This is a genomic window from Limnohabitans sp. Hippo4, from assembly GCF_003063605.1.
In the GTDB taxonomy this organism is placed as follows: Bacteria; Pseudomonadota; Gammaproteobacteria; order Burkholderiales; family Burkholderiaceae_C; genus Limnohabitans_A.
Map to the genome: position 1 here is coordinate 69386 of NZ_NESE01000001.1, position 18016 is coordinate 87401.

Annotated in this window: 18 protein-coding genes; 17 read left to right on the plus strand and 1 reads right to left on the minus strand. The window is 52.4% G+C overall.

All coding sequences use genetic code 11. The annotated features are described in order from the left end of the window. The first annotated feature begins 1 nt into the window (after position 1). The 3 genes from zapE to B9Z46_RS00325 are packed head-to-tail and all read left to right on the plus strand — an operon-like array spanning position 2 to position 3515. Positions 2-1099 carry a cell division protein ZapE gene (gene zapE / locus B9Z46_RS00315; protein ID WP_108254135.1) on the plus strand — a complete coding sequence of 366 codons (1098 nt, stop codon included), beginning with the start codon at positions 2-4 and terminating at the stop codon, positions 1097-1099. Beyond that, complete coding sequence (locus B9Z46_RS00320; protein ID WP_108254136.1) at positions 1096-1455, plus strand: hypothetical protein; 360 nt, start codon at positions 1096-1098, stop codon at positions 1453-1455. Before zapE ends, B9Z46_RS00320 begins: the two co-directional genes overlap by 4 nt. Continuing rightward, a complete protein-coding gene (locus B9Z46_RS00325; protein WP_369907411.1) occupies positions 1455-3515 on the plus strand; it encodes an ATP-dependent DNA helicase in 2061 nt (686 codons plus the stop codon). The genes B9Z46_RS00320 and B9Z46_RS00325 overlap by 1 nt, the downstream gene beginning before the upstream one ends. Here B9Z46_RS00325 and B9Z46_RS00330 read toward each other — a convergent pair. After that, on the minus strand, positions 3469-4266 hold the full coding sequence (locus B9Z46_RS00330; protein ID WP_108254137.1) for an outer membrane protein assembly factor BamD: 798 nt from the start codon (positions 4264-4266) through the stop codon (positions 3469-3471). The two genes, B9Z46_RS00325 and B9Z46_RS00330, sit on opposite strands and share 47 nt — an antisense overlap. Before the next feature lie 103 nt (positions 4267-4369). Between B9Z46_RS00330 and B9Z46_RS00335 the strand changes: the two genes are divergently transcribed. The 14 genes from B9Z46_RS00335 to hflX all read left to right on the plus strand — a co-directional run bounded on the left by B9Z46_RS00335 (position 4370) and on the right by hflX (position 17984). Then, a complete protein-coding gene (locus B9Z46_RS00335) occupies positions 4370-5314 on the plus strand; it encodes an RluA family pseudouridine synthase (protein WP_108254138.1) in 945 nt (314 codons plus the stop codon). A gap of 146 nt (positions 5315-5460) precedes the next feature. Continuing rightward, positions 5461-6186 carry an SMC-Scp complex subunit ScpB gene (gene scpB, locus B9Z46_RS00340; protein WP_108254139.1) on the plus strand — a complete coding sequence of 242 codons (726 nt, stop codon included), beginning with the start codon at positions 5461-5463 and terminating at the stop codon, positions 6184-6186. Beyond that, positions 6158-7390, plus strand: coding sequence for a pseudouridine synthase (locus B9Z46_RS00345; protein ID WP_108254140.1), 1233 nt, complete (start codon positions 6158-6160; stop codon positions 7388-7390). Before scpB ends, B9Z46_RS00345 begins: the two co-directional genes overlap by 29 nt. A 171-nt stretch (positions 7391-7561) precedes the next feature. Then, positions 7562-7987 (plus strand): nucleoside-diphosphate kinase, encoded by a 426-nt coding sequence (gene ndk, locus B9Z46_RS00350; RefSeq protein WP_055360813.1) that lies wholly within the window; start codon positions 7562-7564, stop codon positions 7985-7987. A gap of 57 nt (positions 7988-8044) precedes the next feature. Next, entirely contained in the window at positions 8045-9196 is a 1152-nt protein-coding gene (gene rlmN / locus B9Z46_RS00355; RefSeq protein WP_108254141.1) for a 23S rRNA (adenine(2503)-C(2))-methyltransferase RlmN, read from the plus strand. 89 nt (positions 9197-9285) lie between these two features. Next, positions 9286-9993, plus strand: coding sequence for a hypothetical protein (locus B9Z46_RS00360; protein WP_146179211.1), 708 nt, complete (start codon positions 9286-9288; stop codon positions 9991-9993). Then, positions 9986-10666, plus strand: coding sequence for a RodZ family helix-turn-helix domain-containing protein (locus B9Z46_RS00365; RefSeq protein ID WP_108254143.1), 681 nt, complete (start codon positions 9986-9988; stop codon positions 10664-10666). The genes B9Z46_RS00360 and B9Z46_RS00365 overlap by 8 nt, the downstream gene beginning before the upstream one ends. Continuing rightward, positions 10663-11934: a flavodoxin-dependent (E)-4-hydroxy-3-methylbut-2-enyl-diphosphate synthase gene (gene ispG / locus B9Z46_RS00370; protein ID WP_055360809.1), complete on the plus strand. Its 1272-nt coding sequence runs from the start codon at positions 10663-10665 to the stop codon at positions 11932-11934. The genes B9Z46_RS00365 and ispG overlap by 4 nt, the downstream gene beginning before the upstream one ends. A 5-nt stretch (positions 11935-11939) precedes the next feature. After that, on the plus strand, positions 11940-13271 hold the full coding sequence (hisS, locus tag B9Z46_RS00375) for a histidine--tRNA ligase (RefSeq protein WP_108254144.1): 1332 nt from the start codon (positions 11940-11942) through the stop codon (positions 13269-13271). A 13-nt stretch (positions 13272-13284) separates the two neighbouring features. Then, positions 13285-13950: a tetratricopeptide repeat protein gene (locus tag B9Z46_RS00380; RefSeq protein WP_108254145.1), complete on the plus strand. Its 666-nt coding sequence runs from the start codon at positions 13285-13287 to the stop codon at positions 13948-13950. 2 nt (positions 13951-13952) lie between these two features. After that, a complete protein-coding gene (bamB, locus tag B9Z46_RS00385; protein WP_108254792.1) occupies positions 13953-15083 on the plus strand; it encodes an outer membrane protein assembly factor BamB in 1131 nt (376 codons plus the stop codon). Between the two features lie 20 nt (positions 15084-15103). Beyond that, positions 15104-16444 carry a ribosome biogenesis GTPase Der gene (der, locus tag B9Z46_RS00390; protein ID WP_108254146.1) on the plus strand — a complete coding sequence of 447 codons (1341 nt, stop codon included), beginning with the start codon at positions 15104-15106 and terminating at the stop codon, positions 16442-16444. Between the two features lie 92 nt (positions 16445-16536). Continuing rightward, positions 16537-16785 carry an RNA chaperone Hfq gene (gene hfq, locus B9Z46_RS00395; protein WP_055360805.1) on the plus strand — a complete coding sequence of 83 codons (249 nt, stop codon included), beginning with the start codon at positions 16537-16539 and terminating at the stop codon, positions 16783-16785. Between the two features lie 8 nt (positions 16786-16793). Then, positions 16794-17984 (plus strand): GTPase HflX, encoded by a 1191-nt coding sequence (gene hflX / locus B9Z46_RS00400; RefSeq protein ID WP_108254147.1) that lies wholly within the window; start codon positions 16794-16796, stop codon positions 17982-17984. Positions 17985-18016: the final 32 nt, after the last annotated feature.

An 18016-nucleotide genomic window follows, 5' to 3' on the forward strand; every position in this document is an offset into this window, starting at 1 on the left:
CATGTCCGTTCGCTCAGCCTATGACCAAGAACTTCTGAACAGAGGTTATCAGGCGGACCCTGCACAACTCCGTGCCGTTGAGGCTTTAGAGCGTTGCGCACAGGAATGGGCGGCTTATCAAGAAAGCATCAAAAGCCCGCTGAGGTTTTTAAAGAAAAAACCTGAGCTGCCTCGTGGCGTTTACATGTTTGGTGGTGTAGGTCGTGGCAAAAGTTTTTTGATGGACTGCTTCTACAACGCGGTGCCCGTCAAAGATAAAACGCGCTTGCATTTTCACGAGTTCATGCGCGAAGTTCACCGTGAGTTGGCCTTGATGCAAGGCACGGTAAACCCCTTAGACGAATTAGGTCGCAGAATGGCAAAGCGGTATCAACTGGTTTGCTTTGATGAGTTTCACGTGGCCGACATTACCGATGCCATGATCTTGCATCGGTTGTTGGTATCACTTTTCGAAAATGGCGTGAGCTTTGTCACCACCTCCAATTTCAAACCCGACAACTTGTACCCCGATGGTTTGCACCGCGATCGATTGCTGCCAGCCATTGCGCTCTTGAATCAGCGCATGGAAGTGCTGAATGTCGACAATGGCACCGACTATCGTCGCCGTACCCTAGAGATGGTGAAGCTTTACCACTGTCCATTGGGCTCAGAGGCTGATGCTGAAATGGCGGAAGCTTTTACAAGACTGGCCAGTGGCCCTGATGAAGATCCGATTCTTCACATTGAAGCGCGAGAAATCACCAGCAAACGACGCGCCGGTGGCGTGGTTTGGTTTGACTTCAGAGCTTTGTGTGGCGGACCACGTTCTCAAAACGATTATTTGGAAATTGCCACCCAGTTTCATACCGTTCTTTTGAGTAACGTGCCCATGATGCCGCCCCGCTTGGCATCAGAAGCAAGAAGATTTACATGGTTGATCGACGTTCTTTACGACCGTCGTGTTAAATTGATCCTTTCCGCCGAGGTAGAGCCTGAAGCGCTCTACACCGAAGGACCTTTGGCCCACGAGTTCCCGCGAACCATTTCACGCTTGCATGAAATGCAGTCTTCTGAATTTTTGGCACTGGAACACCGAACCGTCGATACGCACATCACATGACATTGACATTTCCACTGCGTCACCTGATTGGCATGCTGGCCTTGTTTGGCGGTGTTGCTGTGTGTGCACAGTCAATCAATGTCACAGCACCAGAGCTTGGTGACATTCAAGCGCAGCGGGCTGCCATTGAGCAAGAGAAAAAGCAAGTTCTCGATCTATTTCAAAGCACATCAAAAGCCTGCTGGCAAAAGTTTGCGGTGAACGACTGCTTGGCGCTCGCCAGACGCCAAAAATACCAAGCCTTGGCGCCTTTGAATCAACGCGAGATTCAACTCAATGCCAAAGAGCGAGAGTTGAAAGAACTAGACCGTCAACAACGCTTGTCGGACAAGGCCAGCAGCAAAGGCGCTAATTGATTTCTTACTTTGAATCAGTTGCCAGTGCCTTCACGCCAACAGGCGTTTTGGCGAATGCCAATTCGCAATTCAAACCGAGGGCAGGGCAAACAGAGATGGCCTTGGCTGTGGCTGAAACCATCGCCGCAGGGGGCGAGTTGGTTGTTGAAGCAGGTACCGGCGTCGGTAAAACTTATGCTTACTTGGTACCAGTTCTTTTAAGTGGTCAGCGTGCCTTGGTGTCCACGGCCACCAAAGCACTTCAGGATCAACTGTTTTCACGTGACATTCCCAGACTGATTGATGCATTCAACCTGCCCATCCGAGTGGCCTTGCTCAAAGGTCGTGGCAGTTATTTGTGCACACAGCGCTTGTCGCAGGCGCGGCAAAGCAGCGATGCCTCCTTGCGCGTTCATGCGCATGCACTCAGCAAAATTGAAACGTGGGCTCAGTCCACGCGCACGGGCGATTTGTCAGAACTGTCTGGCCTAGACGATCGATCACCTGTTATTCCACTGGTCACCTCCAATCGCGATAACTGTCTGGGTTCGCCGTGCCCTCAATTCAAATCTTGCCATGTGAACCTTGCCCGCAAAGAAGCAATGGCAGCCGACGTGGTGGTCATCAACCACCATTTGTTTTTTGCAGATTTGAACGTTCGCGAAACCGGTATGGCTGAACTGCTGCCTTCTGTTCAAGCTGTGGTGTTTGACGAAGCACATCAACTCAACGAAATTGGCATCAATTTTTTAGGCAGGCATCTCAGCACCAGCCAACTGCTGGAGTTGACACGCGATATTTTGGGTGCGGGTGTGCAATTGGCCAGAGGTTTGGTCGATTGGAATCTCATTTGCAGTGTGCTGGAAAAGTCCACTCGCGATCTGCGCCTGACGGCGCAACACGCCAGACCCGGCTCTCGCTTGCGATGGGCAGAGCCCATTCCCGATGAGATTGAAACGGCAGACTGGCTCACAGCCATGGCGCAATTGGAGGTGGCCTTCAATGCCGCACAAGCAGCCTTGGACACTGTCAGCGAAATGGCCCCCGACTTTGTGCGCTTGCATGAACGGGTTGGTTTGCAATTGAAGTTGTTACAAGATTTCCAAGCGCCTTGTGCTGAAGGTTCAGTTCGCTGGGTGGAGGTCGGTACTCAGATGCGCTTGGTCGAGTCTCCACTGGACATTTCGCGGGCGGTTCAGACGCACATGATTCAGCGTGTTGAGCAGGCTCCAAACCTTGAAGAAACGCAAGATGCAGCCTCACCAACTCAAGCGCAACGTGCATGGGTCTTCACGTCGGCTACTTTGGGTGAAGATGCGCAAATGCGCTGGTTCACCGAGCCTTGCGGACTTGGGGATGCGCGCAAGCTTCGAGTGGCCAGTCCGTTTGATTATGAGTTGATGTCTGCACTTTATGTGCCGCAGGGCATGCCCAAACCCAACGATTTCAACCACATGCGCAGCGTGGCCAGTTGGGTCGAAAAATACGCCAGACAATTGGGCGGCCGCACCTTGGTCCTCACCACCACCTTGAATGCCATGCGCAATATTGGTGAAGCCCTCACTGCTTCTTTAGGGCACAGTGGTGAATTGGAAATTTTGGTGCAAGGCCAAGGCCCTAAACGACGCTTGATGGAGCGATTCAGGGAGGGCGCCAGCCAAGGCGGCTTGGGTTGTGTGTTGGTCGCTTCAGCCTCTTTTTGGGAAGGCTTTGATGTGCCAGGAGACGCACTTCAATTGGTGGTCATTGACAAACTGCCGTTTCCACCGCCCAACGACCCTTTGGTTGAGGCGCGTTCACAGCGCCTTGAACTGATGGGGAAAAGCTCGTTTTCAGATTACAGCGTGCCAGAGGCTGCAGTGGCATTGAAGCAGGGTGCTGGTCGTTTAATTCGAAGTGAAACCGACACAGGTTTGCTGGTGGTGTGTGACCCCCGCCTGACGGGCATGTCCTATGGCAAACGACTGTTGGCTTGTTTGCCACCCATGCGCAAAATCAGCAACGAAGCAGATTTTGAATTGGCATTGACTCAACTTACCAAAATTTCCACCACGATCCCGACTTCTGATTCACAGGTGTAGGAGGCGTGGGGAAATTTTTGTCCAACACACGTTGTGCATCTTCCTTGAGGTTTTGCATTCCCAATGCGTCATAAGACTTGATCAAAATTTCCAAGGCTTCTTTGATCGCAGGAACGCCCGGGTAATCTGTGATGGCCAATTGCGCACGGTTCACGGCGGCCACATAAGCACCTTTGCTGTAGTAGTAGCGCGCCACATGAACTTCGTAGGATGCCAGTGAATTGACGATGTAGGTCATTCGCTGGCGTGCATCAGGGCTGTATTTGGAATCAGGAAAGCGCGTGATCAATTCTTTGAAAGACTCAAAGGAATCTTTGGCAGCCTTTTGGTCACGCTCGGACAAGTCTTGTTTGGTAATGAAAGAGAACAGTCCCAAGTTGTCGTTGAAATTAACCAAGCCTTTGAGGTACAAGGCGTAATCGACGGCGGGGCTGGCGGGATGCAATTTGAGAAACCGATCCAGTGTGGCAATGGCCTGCACTTTTTCTGTGGCGCGGTATTGCGCATAAGCTTTTTCAATTTGAGCTTGCTGCGCCAATGGCGTACCTGCAGCGCGGCCTTCCAATTTATCGAATAACATGGCTGCGCGGTCCCATGCTCCGGCATTGACCTCATCACGGGCCTCGCTGTAAATCTTTTCGGGGGCCCAAGCCGCCGTGGGATCAGCAGGCGTGCTTGAACATCCTGTCAGGAATGTGGCGGCCAAGCCAACAAGCGTAAGCGCAAGCACCGATAATCTGATCTTCAACATCTGGCAACCTTGGAAATAAACCAAATTGATTATATCGAGCCCCTCAGATCTAGACGAGACTGATGATCTTGTGGACGAAGCCTTGGCGGAGCAGGGTGCTCATATGCCGCAAGTCGAGATTCGCGACATCGTGGTGGGCCCTGATTTCCATGGGCAGCGGATCGACCGCCTGTTGGTTTCTGCTGTGCCTGAGTTTTCCAGAAGTTATTTGCAGCAGCTATTAGAGGATGGTGCCGTCACCCGTGCTGGCCAGACCGCCCTGAAATCATCGCTGAAGGTCAAAGCCGGCGAGGCTTGGACCATCGAACTCAGGGCCACGCCCCAGTCTCAGGCCTTCAAGCCAGAGCAAATGGATCTGAAAGTTGTCTATGAAGATGCCCACCTCCGGATCATTGACAAGCCTGTGGGCATGGTGGTTCACCCAGCGCCTGGGCATTGGTCAGGGACATTGATGAATGGGCTTTTGGGTCTTGATTCCCAATTGATGGATTTGCCCAGAGCGGGCATCGTGCACAGGTTAGACAAAGACACCAGTGGTCTGATGGTGGTGGCCAGGACGCGCCAAGCCATGGATGCCTTGGTTAAAAAAATAGCGGCACGGGAGGTGAAACGTCAGTACTTGGCCATCAGTGACAAAGCTTGGTCAGGTTCTAAACAAAAAACTGTGGATTTGCCCATCGGGCGCGATCCTGCGCAGCGCCTTCGCATGGCGGTGGTGGATTTGGCCAAAAACTCGGGAAAAACTGCCACCACCCATTTCCATGTGCTGGCCCAAAGTGAGCAGGGCGTCTTGGTGCGTTGCATTTTGGAGACGGGGCGTACGCACCAAATTCGGGTCCACATGGCCTCTCTTCAATTGCCTTTGGTCGGCGACAGCCTTTATGGCGGTAGCGCAGAGTCCTTGATGCCAAGGCAGGCCTTGCATGCAGAGCAACTGGCCTTTGAACACCCCATCACTGCTGAAAAGCTGAGTTTCCAGTCCGCCTTGCCCCCTGATTTTCAAGATTTGCTGAAGGCTTGGTCGCTCAGTTACAATGAAAAAACCTGATTCCAGGCCCGAGTGGTTCTTCTGAATGGCTCGAATTCTTTTGATGTCTCGCACCGAGTGGCCTTGTGCCCTTGTAGGTTTAAAACCTCTCACCGTGTGCGTTTCAGTTCGCGCTCTATGCGCATTTATCCCGGAAGACTGACACCATGAATACGGCTCAGGCCAAGCGTGTCCTTGAAACAGCGTTGCTTTGCTCAACCCAGCCTGTCACAGTTCGTGACATGCGCGTGTTGTTTGAAGACGCTCTAGGCGCTGACACCCTTAAAGTTCTTTTAGAAGAGTTGCAACTTGACTGGGCCGAGCGTGGCTTGGAACTGGTTTCAGTTGCGACCGGATGGCGCTTTCAAAGTCGCCCCGAACTTCGCATGTATCTGGACAGGCTCAATCCTGAGAAGCCCCCTAAGTACACCCGCGCCGTCATGGAAACTCTGGCCATCATTGCCTACAGACAGCCAGTGACACGTGGCGACATGGAAGACATTCGCGGTGTCACCATCAACACCCAAATCCTGAAGCAGTTGGAAGATCGCGGATGGGTTGAAGTCATCGGTCACCGAGAGTCTGTTGGACGGCCTGGTCTCTATGCAACCACGCGTCAATTCCTTGACGATTTGGGCTTGTCATCTTTGGACCAATTGCCTTTGTTGAGCAGTGTCGAAGGACAAGCTGCTGTGTTGGCCACTTTAAATCCAGCAGACGAAGACGGTACCCAAACTTCCTTGTCTTTGGATGAGGCCTTGGTTGCAGTTGAGACGACAGCAGATACGGTTGTGGATACGGTTTCCCTCATCCATGACGCAGCCGAAGCCATTGATCCCACCGACACCCATTCGCCATCTGCGGATGCGCCAGAAAGCCCACCCAATGACTGAGTTGCCTGAGTCACCGGATTCCCCTACAAAGCCAGACAGTTCTGAAGCGCTCAATTCGGCAGCGCAATCTCAGGATGTCGATCACGACATCTTTCGGCCGATCGCCATTGAAGACGTGGTGTCTGGACAATTTGACCAAGCGGCTGAAGGCCATGTCTCCCCCCTCTTAACCAAGCGAGTCTTGGCGCCCCAAGCCGAGTCGCCCAAGCTCCACAAAGTATTGGCACAAGCCGGTTTAGGTTCTCGCTTAGAGATGGAACAGTTGATCTTAGAGGGCCGCATTTCTGTGAACAATGAGCCAGCGCACATTGGTCAACGCATACAGTTTGGCGATCAGGTCAAAGTCAATGGCCGTCCCATTCGTGTCCGCATTGATCCGCCGCCACCCCGGGTCATTGCTTATCACAAGCCTGCGGGTGAAATCGTGTCGCACGATGACCCTAAAAACCGACCCACCGTGTTTCGCAAGTTACCGCGTTTGCAGCAAGGCAAATGGCAGTCTGTGGGGCGCCTTGACTTGAACACAGAAGGTTTGTTGCTGTTTACCAATTCAGGTGAGTTGGCCAACCGTTTAATGCATCCACGTTTTGGTTTAGAGCGCGAATATGCAGTGCGCGTTTTGGGAGCACTGAGCAACGAGGAAAAGCAAAAATTGTTAGACGGTGTCATGTTGGAAGACGGCATGGCCCAATTTGGCTCGATTGAAAACGGCGGGGGTGAAGGCTCCAACTGTTGGTACCGAGTCACCATTTCCGAAGGCCGCAACCGAGAAGTGCGCCGCATGATGGAGGCTGTTGGACATGCGGTCAGTCGCTTGATCCGCATTCGCTACGGCGCCATGGTCCTGCCTCACGGCTTGCGCCGGAGCACCTTCATGGAACTGGACGAAGCAGACATTCGTGCGCTAACGCATGCCGCCAACAAAGCGGGTACTGCGCGCGATGTGGAGGACGCCCTACCGGCCAAACCTGCACGTCCTGAGGGTCGGCGAACCCAAAATCCGCGCAATCGTGCATTTGGCGCCAAAAAACCTGGCCAAGGCGCAGGAGGCCAACGACGTGGTCAAGCCCAAGGCGGACAACCTGACCCCATGAAAACATCTGTTGGCTACATTGGTGCCGACAGTTTCAGCCGGCAGCGCAAGGAACAAGGACCTGGCGGCCGCTCTGGGGGGCCACGCCGCAACGGTGGACGCAGCCGCTAAGCTTTTTGAAGTCGGCTTTTCAAAGGGCAGCCCACATTGGCTGACAAATCCTTTTCACCTATGGGGAAACCCCTAGGTCGGGTTAGAATAGTGGGCTTGCTTTAGTGCAACCCCGCTTTAAAAACACAGTTTTTAAGATCCATTTTTAAAATAAATTTGAGGAATCTCATCATGGCAATCGAACGCACACTGTCCATCATCAAGCCTGACGCAGTCGCTAAAAACGTCATCGGTCAAATCTACGCTCGTTTCGAAGCTGCTGGCCTCAAAGTTGTCGCCGCCAAAATGGCACATTTGTCACGCGGTGAAGCTGAAGCCTTCTACGCTGTTCACAAAGAGCGTCCTTTCTTCAAAGATTTGGTTGACTTCATGATTTCCGGTCCTGTGATGATTCAGGCTTTGGAAGGCGAAGGCGCCATCTTGAAAAACCGCGACCTGATGGGCGCTACAGATCCTAAGAAGGCTGCTCCTGGCACCATTCGCGCTGACTTCGCTGACAGCATCGATGCCAATGCCGTTCACGGTTCTGACGCCGCAGAAACTGCTGCTGTTGAAATCAGCTTCTTCTTCCCAGGCATGAACGTTTACTCACGTTAATAGCTGCTGAGTTTTTTCAGCCCTTTCCCAGCGGCATAGAAACTTCATTCTTCCGCGATGACGGCCAACCTTCTTGATTTTGACCTTGAAGGCTTGGCCGTTTTTTGTGAAGGGCTGGGCGAAAAACGTTTTCGCGCCACCCAACTCTTTCGCTGGATTCACCAGCGCGGCATGTCCCAGTTTGACGACATGTCCGACCTTGCCAAGTCCCTCCGAGAAAAGCTCAAAGTACATGCCCATGTGGCGGCTTTGCCCATTCTTTCTCAACAAATTTCCAAAGACGGCACCATCAAATGGTTGTTTGATGTGGGCAATGGTGATGCTGTCGAAACCGTTTTCATCCCTGAAGATGACCGTGGTACTTTGTGTGTCTCTTCGCAAGCGGGGTGTGCGGTAGGCTGTCGGTTTTGCTCAACGGGACATCAAGGCTTCAGCCGCAATCTCACCACTGCAGAAATACTGGCGCAACTTTGGTTTGCCGAACATTTTCTGCGCAATTATCTGAAGCAAACCGACCGTGTCATCTCCAATGTTGTCATGATGGGCATGGGCGAGCCTTTGCAAAATTATGCTGCCCTTGTTCCCGCATTGAAAGCCATGCTCGACGATCACGGCTATGGCTTGTCAAGGCGTCGCGTCACCGTGTCGACCTCGGGCGTGGTGCCCATGATGACGCGTTTGTCTCAGGATTGTCCTGTGGCATTGGCCGTTTCTTTGCACGCACCCAACAACGTGCTACGCGACAATTTGGTCCCTCTCAATCGCAAATATCCTTTGGATGAATTGCTTTCCGAGTGCACGCTTTATTTGGCCAAAGCACCACGCGATTTCATCACGTTTGAATATTGCATGTTGAAGGGCGTGAACGATCAACCTGTACACGCACAAGAATTGGTGCAGTTGATCAAACGCCATGCCGCGCAGGGTTTGCGTTGTAAATTCAACTTGATTCCCTTCAATCCCTTCAAAGAATCTGGATTGTTGCGGTCAGACGATGCTACTGTCGCCAAGTTTGCTGAAGTCCTCATCCAAGCAGGTTTTGTCACCACAGTTCGAAAGACGCGGGGCGATGACATTGATGCGGCTTGCGGTCAACTGGCGGGTGATGTCAAAGATCGAACCGACGTGGCCAGCCGGATTGCCCAGCAACGTGCAGTGCCGGTTCAGTGGGTTTCAAAACCCACAACCCCAAAACCCGATCTGTCTTGATGCCTTACAGCTTGCCAACCCCCTCATTGAAGGGGGGTTTTGGCATTGGGCTCTTGCATTTGCTTTCAAACTGTTTGCTTTCTCTGTCATTGAGCCTCCTTCTGGCGATCCCTGCAAAAGCCCAGACAGACGCCCAAATTCAAGCGCGTTTGGCTTTGGCAACGGCTTATTTGCATGCAGAACTGTTCTCGCTGGCCATGCTGGAAACAGACCAAGTCTTGACACTTTCGCCTCAACTTCCCGAGGCTTTTGGGCTGAAAGCGGTTATTTATCAAAAACAAGGTCGTTTGGCCTTGGCTGGCAGTTTTTTCCAGAAAGCCAGTCATTTAGCGCCTCGAAGTGCTCAAATTGCCCATAACTGGGGCGTTTTTGAATGCGAACAGGGGCTTTTTGAGTCTGCTTTTTTGAAATTTGAGCTGGCGCAACGCCATTCTGAGGGTTTGGAAAGAGACAAAAGCTTGTGGATGTGGGGCATTTGTTTGCTTCAAAACCAGCAATGGGAAGCGGCGCATTTGAAAATGAATGAGTCGTTCCAACGTCAGCCCAGCTTTATTTCTGAAGCGCTTGTTTTGGCCAGTCTCAAAATTCAGCTAGGAAGAGACGCAGAAGCTGAGAAAATTCTAGACAAAGTGAACGATTCTCCCTCTGTCAGTGCACAATCGCTATGGTTGTCTGTGCAACTCGCACAACGGCAAAATCAAGCAGTTAAAAAGAACCATTGGGGCAAGATGTTAGGACTTCTATTTTCAAATTCAGTGCAATGGCGCGCATACCAAGTGGAGGCATCTTATGACTGAATCCTTGAAAGACGTTGTCATGCCGCTGATGCCCGCTTCGCCAGGTGCATTGATCAAAGCGGGTCGTGAGCGTGCAGGAGTGCACATGGCTGTGTTGTCAGTCAATTTGAAAGTCTCGATCAAACAGCTTGAGGCGCTTGAAGCTGACCAGTTTGAATTGTTGTCGGGCCCCGTTTTTGCCCGTGCCTTGGCTGCCAAGGTGTGTCGTTTTGTCAAAATTGATCCTGATCCCGTGTTGGCCCTGATGCCAGCCGCCACCAATGGTTTGAAGCCATTGCATATTTTGGGGGCAGACACTTCGCCTTCGTATCAGTCAGGTCCCAGCGCTTCCAATCCCAATTCCATGGGAATGGGCTTGAAACTGGGGCTATTGGCTTTGCTCTTGATTCTCTCAAGTTTGGTCTTTGGCACGCGTTGGATTGTGACTTCATTCAACCTGGACAGTCTGTTTGTAACCAACGAGGTGGTGCCAACCATGCCGCCGGTTCAAGAGCCCGTTTCAACGGATGCGGCACAAACAGATTTGCCCAAAGCCATGGTGTACGACAGCGCAACGCCGTCGGCTGTTGCGCCGCCTGTTGCGACATCCCCCTCAGTTGCAACGCCCACGGCTGGATCTACGTCAACTGCAAGCCCATCTTCTTCCAACCCGCCATCAGAGACAAACAAATGAAAGAGCCCGTCGCTATTCCAGCCGCCTCACCTTTGCCTCGACGCAGTTTGCAAGCCATTGTCCAATGGGGGCAACGCATTGTCACGGTGGGTGGCAATGCACCGGTACGTGTGCAATCGATGACCAACACAGACACGGTGGATGTCATTGGCTCAGCCATTCAAGTCAAGGAATTGGCTCTGGCGGGATCTGAAATGGTGCGCTTGACCGTCAACACACCTGAAGCTGCTGAGGCCGTACCGCACATTCGCGATCAACTCGACAAGATGGGCATTGATGTGCCCCTCATTGGCGACTTCCATTACAACGGACATCGCTTGTTGAACGATCATCCTGCGTGCGCAGAAGCCTTGTCCAAATACCGCATCAACCCAGGCAACGTGGGCAAGGGCGACAAGCACGACTTGCAATTTGGCCAAATGATTGAAGCGGCCATGAAGTGGAACAAGCCCGTTCGCATTGGCGTCAATTGGGGTAGCTTGGACCAAGAATTGCTTGCTTCGTTGATGGACCAAAACAGCCAACGCGCAACGCCCTGGGAATCTCGCCAAGTGATGTACGAGGCGCTCATCACTTCGGCCATCACCTCTGCCAACAAAGCCCATGAAATGGGCATGGCACGTTCGCAAATCATCTTGTCTTGCAAAGTTTCAGGCGTGCAAGATTTGATTGCTGTATATAGAGAGTTGGCCCGACGCACAGACTATTCTTTGCATTTGGGTTTGACCGAAGCCGGTATGGGCACCAAAGGCACCGTGGCTTCTGCCACAGCCTTGTCCATTTTGCTGCAAGAAGGCATTGGTGACACCATCCGTGTGTCACTGACGCCCCAGCCCGGAGAAGCCCGCACGCAAGAGGTGGTCATCGCCTCTGAAATTTTGCAGTCCCTGGGCCTGCGAATTTTCGTGCCCAGTGTGACCGCCTGTCCTGGTTGCGGCCGCACCACCAGCAGCACCTTCCAAGAGTTGGCCAAACAAATCGACGATTTTTTACGTGCACAAATGCCGGTGTGGCGTTCGCAATACCCGGGCGTTGAGAACTTAAAATTGGCCGTCATGGGTTGCATCGTGAATGGCCCCGGCGAAAGCAAGCATGCCGACATCGGCATCAGTTTGCCTGGCACAGGCGAAGCACCCGCTGCACCGGTCTTCATTGATGGCGAAAAGAAACTCACCTTGCGGGGTGACAACATTGCCCAAGAATTTCAAGAACTGGTGTCTAAGTACATCGAGCAAAGGTTTGGCAACACCACAAGCACTGCCCATTGAATTTTATGTCTGACAAGAAATCGATCGAGGCCAGCCCCAAGGCTGCAGCTTTCAAAAAACTCACTGCCGTCAAAGGCATGAACGACATCCTTCCAGGTGAGTCTGGCAAGTGGGAATGGTTAGAAGGCACCGTACGAGATTTGATGGCGCGCTATGCCTATCGGAACATTCGCACGCCCATCGTCGAGCCTACCGCCTTGTTTGTGCGTGGCCTGGGTGAGGTCACTGACATTGTCGAAAAAGAGATGTACTCTTTTGAAGACAGGCTCAACGGTGAGGCCCTCACATTAAGGCCCGAAAGTACAGCGGGTGTGGTACGTGCGGTTGTTGAGCACAACATGCTCTACGAAGGCGGTAAGCGCCTCTACTACATGGGCCCCATGTTTCGTCACGAACGTCCCCAGCGCGGGCGCTACCGACAGTTCCATCAAATTGGCGCAGAAGTCTTGGGCTTTCAGGGTCCTGAAATTGATGCCGAAGTGATTTTGCTGGCCCACGATTTGTGGAAAGCCATTGGCTTGAAAGATGTTCGCCTTGAGCTCAACAGTTTGGGTCAACCGCCCGAGCGCTTGGCTCACCGCGCAGCGCTCATTGCACATTTCGAAAAACACCAAGAAGTGTTGGACGAGGATGCCAAGCGCCGTCTGTATTCCAACCCATTGCGAATTTTGGACACCAAAAATCCAGCCATGAAGGATGTGGTTGAAGCCGCGCCTCGCTTGATGGACTTTTTGGGTGAGCAGTCTTTGGCGCATTTCAATGCCTTGCGGCAAATCTTGGACGCCAATGGCGTTCAATATTCTTTGAACCCCCGCTTGGTGCGGGGTATGGACTATTACAACCTGACGGTGTTTGAATTCATCACCGATCAACTCGGTTCTCAAGGCACGGTTTGTGGCGGTGGTCGATACGACTATCTCATCGAGCAAGTCGGTGGTAAGCCTGCGCCAGCCGTGGGTTGGGCATTGGGCATCGAGCGGGTTTTGGCTTTGCTGGAAGAGCAGGGGGCAGCAGTGCCCACGGCCGTACCACACGCCTATGCCATCGTGCCTGATGCGCAAAGCTTGCCAGTTGTCTTGAAGCACTTGCGTCAATTGCGCGCCTTGGGTGTCCACGTTCAAATGCATGCGGGATCGGGTGAGGGAATTGGCAGCATGAAGAGCCAGTTCAAAAAAGCCGATACCAGTGGCGCACATTTCGCCCTCATTTTTGGGACCGATGAACTGGCTCAAAACACGGTTTCTGTGAAGTCACTGCGGGACGGCGGTGGCGCACAAAGAACAGAATCATTGGAAAACCTGGGTGCTTGGGCACACAGCCTACAATTGACCACTTGATACAAAGCTGAATATGTCCTCACATCTCGACCTCGAAGAACAAGAACAACTTGACGAACTCAAGCACTTTTGGAAGCAATACGGCAATGCCATAACCTGGGTGCTGATTGCCGTGATGGGTTCCTATGTCGGCTGGAATGGTTACCAGTATTGGCAACGCCAGCAGGCGACTAAGGCATCCGCTTTATTTGATGAAGTCGAACGTACAGCTGCATCAGGTGACGTTGCCAAACTGGAGCGCTCTTGGGGGGACATGAAAGAGCGTTTCCCACAAACCACCTTTGCAGCCCAGTCAGCACTTTTGGCGGCCAAAGTATTTCAACAAAATGAAAAGATGGAAGCAGCTCAGTCTGCTTTGAAATGGGCCAGCGAGAATGCAGCCGATGAGGCCAGCGCTCAATTGGCTCGCATTCGATTGGCCAATTTGCAAGCGCAGCAAAAAGCCTACGATGAAGCACTCAAAACATTGTCCAAGCCTTTCACACCAGCTTTTGCAGGCTTGGCGGCTGATGTCCAGGGTGACATTGGTGTTGCTCAAAACAAACCTGCAGAAGCAGTCAAAGCTTATTCGGACGCATGGACGCAGCTTGCAGACAATGCTGAATACCGCCGTTTGGTTGCGGCCAAATTGAATGCTTTGGGAGTTGATCCAACCCTCGCCAAGGGTGCGACGAAATGACCATGTCACTTCACAAACGATTTGTCGCTTTCGCAGCTTTTGCCGCCATGGCATTGCTCTTGGGTGCTTGTTCAAGCACGCCAGACAAACCGACGCCCACAGCCTTGGGCGATTTCAAGGAGCAGCTTAGCGTCAGCAAGCTTTGGTCAACTCAGATCGGACCCGTCTCTGCGCCTCTCACAGCTCAATTGAACGGCACTCAATTGGCCCTTGCAAGCGCAAATGGTTTGCTGAGTTTGGTGAATGCTGAAACAGGCACCGAGGCATGGCGCTTCGCATTGAACACATCACTGTCTGCGGGTGTTGGAACCGATGGCAATCGCCTGTCTGTCATCACCAAGTCCAACGAGTTGGTGACAGTTGCCGATGCCAAAGTTTTGTGGAAAGTGAAGTTGCCAGCTTTGTCCTTCACTGCGCCCTTGGTGGCAGGTGGCCGTGTTTTTGTACTCACAGCCGATCGAACTGTGATCGCTTTTGATGGCGCTTCGGGTCAAAAACTTTGGAGTCAGCAGCGCACGGGTGATGCCCTGGTCCTGAAGCAAGCGGGCATCTTGACCAGTTATCAAGACAACTTGCTGGTGGGTCTTTCAGGTCGACTGGTGGCCATGAACCCAAGCAATGGCGTCACACGTTGGGAGGTCACCATTGGTTCATCCCGCGGTACGAACGAAGTTGAACGTTTGGTTGACTTGGTCTCGGGTGTTTCGCGTGTGAACAACGTCGTTTGCGCTCGTGCTTTCCAAACTTCAGTGACCTGCGTTGACGCACAAAGAGGAAGCAACCTTTGGACCCGTGCTTCACAAGGTCATGTCGGTGTGAGTGGTTCACAGGCAGCTCTTTTTGGCGCTGAGTCCGACGGCAAATTGGTGGCTTGGAACCGAGCAGGCGGTCAAGTCTTGTGGCAATCTGAAGCCTTGCGCTTTCGTGGCCTGACTGCACCAGCGGCAGCCGATGGACAGTTGGTGGTGGGCGATGATTTGGGGTGGTTGCATTGGATGGATGCAGGCAATGGTCAAACGCTTGCGCGGATTCAAATTGATGCTTCTGGCATTGCCATGCCGCCCGTTCCTCATGGAAAAACTTGGGTTGTGATCACGAAGAGTGGCTTGGTTCAAGCCCTGCGTGCCAACTAACACCCAACTGAAAGATTGATTTGAAACCCGTACTGGCTTTGGTCGGACGCCCCAATGTAGGCAAGTCCACGCTCTTTAACCGTCTTACCAAAAGTCGCGATGCCATCGTCGCCGATTTTGCAGGACTGACCCGCGATCGTCATTACGGCCAAGGCCGGCAGGGCCGCTACGAGTACATCGTCATTGACACAGGCGGTTTCGAGCCCGACGCCAGTTCTGGTATCTACAAAGAAATGGCCAAACAAACGCAACAAGCTGTCGCAGAGGCTGACGTGGTTGTGTTTGTGGTGGATGCTCGCGCTGGTGTGTCAGCGCAAGATCACGACATCGCCAAATACCTTCGAAGAATTGGCAAGCCCTGTTTGTTGGTGGCCAACAAAGCCGAAGGCATGCGAGAAGGCGTCCAAATCAGTGAGTTTTACGAATTGGGTCTGGGTGACGTGATTCCTGTATCGGCCGCACATGGTCAAGGCGTCAGAAGCCTGGTCGAGCTGGCACTGGACCCGCTCATGTTGCCTGAAGACGATGAAGATTCAGAAGTTGACACGACGGTCGTGAAACTGGCAGTGGCGGGGCGCCCCAACGTTGGCAAATCAACGCTCATCAACACTTGGTTGGGCGAAGAGCGCTTGGTCGCTTTTGACATGCCTGGCACCACGCGAGACGCTATCACGGTTCCATTTGAGCGCGATGGTCAAAAATTTGAACTGATTGATACGGCGGGTCTGAGGCGCAAGGGCAAAGTTTTTGAAGCCATTGAAAAGTTTTCGGTGGTGAAGACTTTGCAAGCCATTGAATCTGCCAATGTTGTCTTGCTGTTACTCGATGCCACACAGGGTGTGACCGAGCAAGACGCCCACATTGCCGGATTTATTTTGGAAAGCGGTCGAGCCGTTGTCTTGGCAGTGAACAAGTGGGATGCCGTGGATGAGTACCAACGTGAGTTGGTGCACCGTTCCATTGAGAACCGATTGCCATTCCTCAAATTTGCGAACCTTCACACCATATCTGCCAAAAAGCGCCAAGGTCTGGGCCCCGTATGGAAGTCCATTTCCCAGGCGCACAAATCTGCCATGGTCAAAATGACCACACCGGTTTTGACACGATTGCTGTTGGAGTCAGTGCAGTTCCAAAGTCCACAGCGTGGCGGCATGTTCCGACCCAAGCTGCGATATGCCCATCAAGGCGGGATGAATCCGCCTGTCATTGTGATTCATGGCAATTCACTGGAGCATGTGACAGAAACCTACAAGCGTTATTTGGAAGGGCGCTTCAGGAAGCACTTTGACCTCTCGGGTACACCCCTTCGAATTGAGATGAAAACGTCGCAAAATCCCTACGCCGACAAAGATTCGGACTGATTTGTAAGGTTTTTAAAGATTGCATTTCTCAATGCCTTCCAAGCTTGTGTTAAGGTAAAACCCTTAATTTATTTCAGAACACGGAGAATATCGTGAACAACAAAGGGCAACTTTTGCAAGATCCCTTCCTCAACGCCTTGCGCCGCGAGCATGTGCCAGTGTCCATTTATTTGGTCAATGGCATCAAGCTTCAAGGCCAAATTGAGTCTTTTGACCAGTACGTCGTTTTGCTTCGCAACACCGTCACTCAAATGGTCTACAAGCACGCTATTTCCACCATCGTCCCTGGTCGCGCAGTGAACCTTTCCGGTACTGACGCTGCTGAAGACACGCCTGCTTAAATTTTCTTTTGAGCAAAGAACCGGTGGATTCAACGCCGGCCTTGTTGGTCGGTGTTGATTTTGGTTTGCCACATTTCGATGGTGAACTGGATGAACTTAGCCAATTGGCCCTCACTGCGGGCATGCAGCCCGTGGCCAAAATAACCTGCAAGCGCAAAGCCCCCGATGCGGCATTGTTTGTGGGTTCAGGTAAGGCAGACGAAATTAAATTCATGGCCGAGCAAATGGGTGCTCGTGAAATTCTGTTCGATCAATCGCTCAGCCCAGCGCAACAGCGCAACCTAGAGCGTCACATGGGTCTTCCAGTCAACGATAGAACACTCCTTATTTTGGAGATTTTTGCGCAACGCGCGCGCAGCCATGAAGGTAAATTGCAGGTTGAGTTGGCCCGCCTGCAGTACCTCAGCACGCGCTTGGTTCGACGTTGGTCGCACTTGGAGCGGCAGCGTGGTGGCATTGGCACACGGGGTGGTCCTGGCGAGACTCAAATCGAATTGGACCGGCGCATGATCAGTGACGCCATCAAGCGCACCAAAGAGCGCTTGACCAAAGTCAAAAAACAAAGGTCGACGCAAAGGCGTCAGCGAGATCGTCGTAACGCTTTCAATGTTTCTTTGGTGGGTTACACCAACGCGGGAAAATCAACTTTGTTCAATGCCTTGGTCAAGGCAAGAGCTTATGCCGCTGATCAGTTGTTTGCCACCCTCGACACCACCACACGTCAGCTGTATCTGGGTGAGGCGGCCCGCAGTGCTTCGGTCTCAGACACGGTGGGTTTCATTCGTGATTTGCCTCATGGTTTGATCGATGCGTTTCAAGCCACCCTGCAAGAGGCTGCTGATGCCGACTTGTTGATTCACGTGGTGGATGCGTCCAATCCCAATTTCCCAGAACAAATGACGGAAGTTCAGCGTGTTTTGCATGAAATCGGGGCCGATCACGTGCCTCAATGGCTTTTATTTAACAAAATAGACAACCTTCCCCCAGAGCGTCGTCCTTTGGCTTTTCAAGACGAATACGACGTGGATGGCCAGGCACTGACCCGCATTTTTGTCAGTGCGCAGTCTGGCGAAGGCTTGCCGTTGTTGCGTCAATGGCTGGCCCAAGAAGTCATGAAGGACTCGGCAGAGCACACGCCAGCAACAGATCCACGTTTTGCCCTTGATAATTTCGGGGAAAATTCAGATGACCTCCCATAATTCACACTGGGATTGGGCACAATGAGTGCAAG